This window comes from Veillonella sp. (genome assembly GCF_019414865.1).
Lineage (GTDB): Bacteria > Bacillota > Negativicutes > Veillonellales > Veillonellaceae > Veillonella.
Window position 1 is genome coordinate 1 of sequence record NZ_DXLG01000145.1, and the last position, 3,675, is coordinate 3,675.

Annotated in this window: 2 protein-coding genes; both read left to right on the top strand. The window is 39.6% G+C overall.

What is annotated here, in order from left to right:
* Positions 1–161: 161 nt before the first annotated feature.
* The gene (locus QZ334_RS07495) at positions 162–2,168 is read left to right on the top strand and encodes a molybdopterin-containing oxidoreductase family protein (protein WP_295233292.1); all 2,007 of its coding nucleotides are present in this window, start codon (positions 162–164) and stop codon (positions 2,166–2,168) included.
* Between the two features lie 129 nt (positions 2,169–2,297).
* Positions 2,298–3,629: a branched-chain amino acid transport system II carrier protein gene (gene brnQ, locus QZ334_RS07500; protein WP_005385322.1), complete on the top strand. Its 1,332-nt coding sequence runs from the start codon at positions 2,298–2,300 to the stop codon at positions 3,627–3,629.
* Positions 3,630–3,675 lie beyond the last annotated feature (46 nt).

The window sequence follows — 3,675 nt, forward strand, 5'->3', positions numbered from 1 at the left end:
GTATTGTGATAACTGAATGTATTGTTATGCAATATATGCAGTATTCTTAATCTTTACAAAGTTAGAAAATGTATTAAAGGTTACACTTATACAAAGGATGCTGTAATATAATATAAATATACATCCTATAGTTTATATAATTTATAAGCGAGGTGCTTATTTTGAAAGAATACAAATCAGTATGTCCATATGACTGTCCAGATGCATGTGGTTTAATCGTATCGGTAGATAACAATAGAGTGGTATCTGTTCGTGGTAATAGAGATCATGCTTTTACAAGAGGCACATTATGCCCTAAGATGGCGCATTATGAACGAGTGGTTCATTCTCCGTTGCGTTTACAGTACCCAATGAAACGGGTTGGCAAGAAAGGTATTGGAGAAGATCAATATGTGCGTATCAGCTGGGATGAGGCATTAGATATCATTGTTAATAATTTTAAAGACACCATTAGTACTTATGGTAGTGAAAGTATTTTACGCTACTCCTATGCCGGCACTATGGGAGTTATTCAAAGCCCAGCAGCAGATTACTTTTTCCGCCGTATTGGTGCGACGGACCAGGATCGAGGTATATGCTCTCCCGCTAAGCAGGCCGGTTTCCGCTCAGTTTACGGTGATACATTAGCTATTAAGCCGCAAGAGGCACAACATAGTGATTTAATTGTTTTGTGGGGCATTAATGCAACTGCTACCGACGTTCATATCTTACATGATGTAAACGTGGCAAAACGGAATGGCGCTCGAGTTTGGATTATTGATACTCATAAAACCTATACCTTTAACCAAGCTCATGAACATATTTACGTAAAACCTGGTAGTGATGTCGCCTTAGCGTTAGGTATGCTTCATATTATTCATCGAGATGGATTAGCAGATATAGATTTTATTAAGAAACATGTACAAGGTTATGATGAGCTTGTAAATGATGTGTTAATTGACTTTACACCGGAAAAAGCATCTGAACTTTGTGGCGTTTCCGTAGAGCGTATGACTGAGTTTGCTCATGCATACGCTAAGGCTAAGGCTCCATTTATACGTCTTGGCAGTGGATTGTCACGCTATGGGAATGGTGCCATGAGTTGTCGTGCCATTAATGCATTACCTGCTGTAGTTGGCGCTTGGCAACACCTAGGAGGTGGTTTGCTATCCAGTGCCAGCGGCAGTAAGTTTGTTGGCAAAGAAGTGATGCAGCAGGCTCATGTTGCTGCACCAGCTAAGCGATTGATGCCTATGATTAAACTAGGTGAAATGCTTACAAATCCATCAGGTACAGCAGTTCATAGCCTCTATGTGTTCTCTAGTAATCCTGCCATAACAGCACCTGATCAAAATGTAGTACGAAAAGGGCTGATGAGAGATGATTTGTTTACAGTTGTTCATGAACGATTCTTTACCGATACATGTAAATATGCGGATATTGTATTGCCGGCCACTACATCAGTAGAGCATGACGATATATATAACTCCTATGGGCACTATACAATTGGAACGGGTTATAAATTAATCGATCCTATTGGCGAATCCCGCTCTAACTGGCAAGTGATTTCTGAATTAGCTAAACGTATGGGACTTACAGATGAATTCTTTAACCTTAGTGAACGGGAGTTAATAGAACAAATTGTTCGTACATCTAGTCGTATATCTGAGGTCGATCAAGATGTAATCTTACAAGGTGAACCTGTAGAGATGACATTGTCTGAAAATTACAAATTAGATTTTAAAACGCCATCTGGAAAAATAGAGCTATATAATCCAAATGATGTGGAACCATTAATTCGTTATTTACCGCCATATGGAGATAATGCACCGTTTTGGCTCATCATAGGTAACGATATTCGTATTCTCGATTCTAGCTTCTGTGAACTCGAGTTTGATGATCCTGAATTGATGAAACTACGCATCAATCCTAAAGATGCAAAAGTATATAACATTAATGATGGCGACGAAGTGGAAATCTATAATCAACGTGGTAGTGTAAGAATTAAAGGTTACTACGATGAAGAGGTACAACGAGGTACATTGGTAACCCTTGGTGTATGGTGGCAATCACAATCTAGTGATCCTAATGTAGGTATTAATGTACTTACAGCAGACAGACCTACGGATCAAGGTTGGGGTAGCACATTCTATGATGTGCAAGTTCACATTAAAAAGGCGGATGTTTAATTTCCTTTACTTATAGGAATAATATTATGCCGATATATCATAACAAGGATATTTTTATTGCATACATATCCTCATTAGGATTATAATAGTAATATTATTTTTATATATAACCTGAAGGGGGTTACGTTTATGAATGGTAATGATAAATTATCTGCCCGTGCCTATTGGGCTATAGGCATGATGTTATTCGCCCTATTCTTTGGGGCAGGGAACTTGATCTTCCCAGCGGCCTTAGGTCAACATTCTGGTGATAACGTAGGTTGGGCTTTGCTCGGCTTCATATTAACAGGTGTAGGCCTTCCACTATTAGGTGTTGCAGCGATGGGGTACTCCTCCTGTAAAGATGTTGAAGAACTTGCGAGCCGTGTTCATCCGATTTATGGCTTGTTGTACACAATTTCTCTTTACTTGAGTATCGGTCCAATGTTTGCGACGCCACGTACTGGTACTGTAGCTTATGAAATTGCAATTAAACCTTTCACAGAAGGTTTAAGCATGAATATGGAACCAATTTTCTTGGCATTATTCTTTGGTGTTTCTTTGTGGTTATCCATTAGTCCACAAAAGCTTGTTAATCGTATCGGTAATATTTTGACACCAGCATTACTACTTGTAATTCTGTTGTTAATTATTAAATCCTTTATGACTCCGCTAGGCGGCTATGCAGTGCCACAACCAGCTTATGGTGATGCACCTACAGCTGTGTTGCAAGGATTCTTGGACGGCTATAATACGATGGATGCGTTGGCTTCCGTAGTATTTGCTATTCTTGTAATCGACTTTGTTCGTCTTAGCGGCGCTACATCTCGTGCGGTTATTACAAAAACAGTAATGGAAGTAGGCGCTATTGCTGTAGGTCTTCTCGGTATTGTTTATGTATTTATCGCTAACATTGGTGCTACTAGTGTTGAACGTTTTGGTTTGTTTGATACAGGTGCTCCTGTGTTGTCCGTAAGTGCTAACTACTTGTTCGGTGAATTCGGTCAAATTATCTTGGCTATCATCGTTCTTCTAGCTTGCTTGTCTACAAGTATCGGTCTTATCACTTCTTGTGGTACGTACTTCCACAAGTTGACACCGAAGATTAGCTATAAATTATATGTAGTAATCTTCTCCGTAGCAGCATTTGGTCTTAGCATGTTCGGTTTGAAAACAATCATCAGTGCAGCGATTCCAGTGTTGATGCTCTTGTATCCGTTAACGATTGTAATCATCTTGTTGGCACTTCTTCACAATGTGTTCGGTGGTCGTCGTTGCGTATACGCATGGACAATGGCTTTCACAATGATCTCTGCTCTTATGACTGGTCTTGAAACGGCAGGTATTGCACCTGTTGCATTGGAACAGCTCTTTACTCAATACATTCCATTCCAGGCTGCTGGGATGGGCTGGGTGAGCTTTGCGGTATTAGGCTTCGTTGTAGGTCTTATCCATAAAGGTCTTGTGTCCGAAAATAAATAATATCATTAATGGTTCTATACTTTCGTTTTGGGTGAAAGTATAGAAC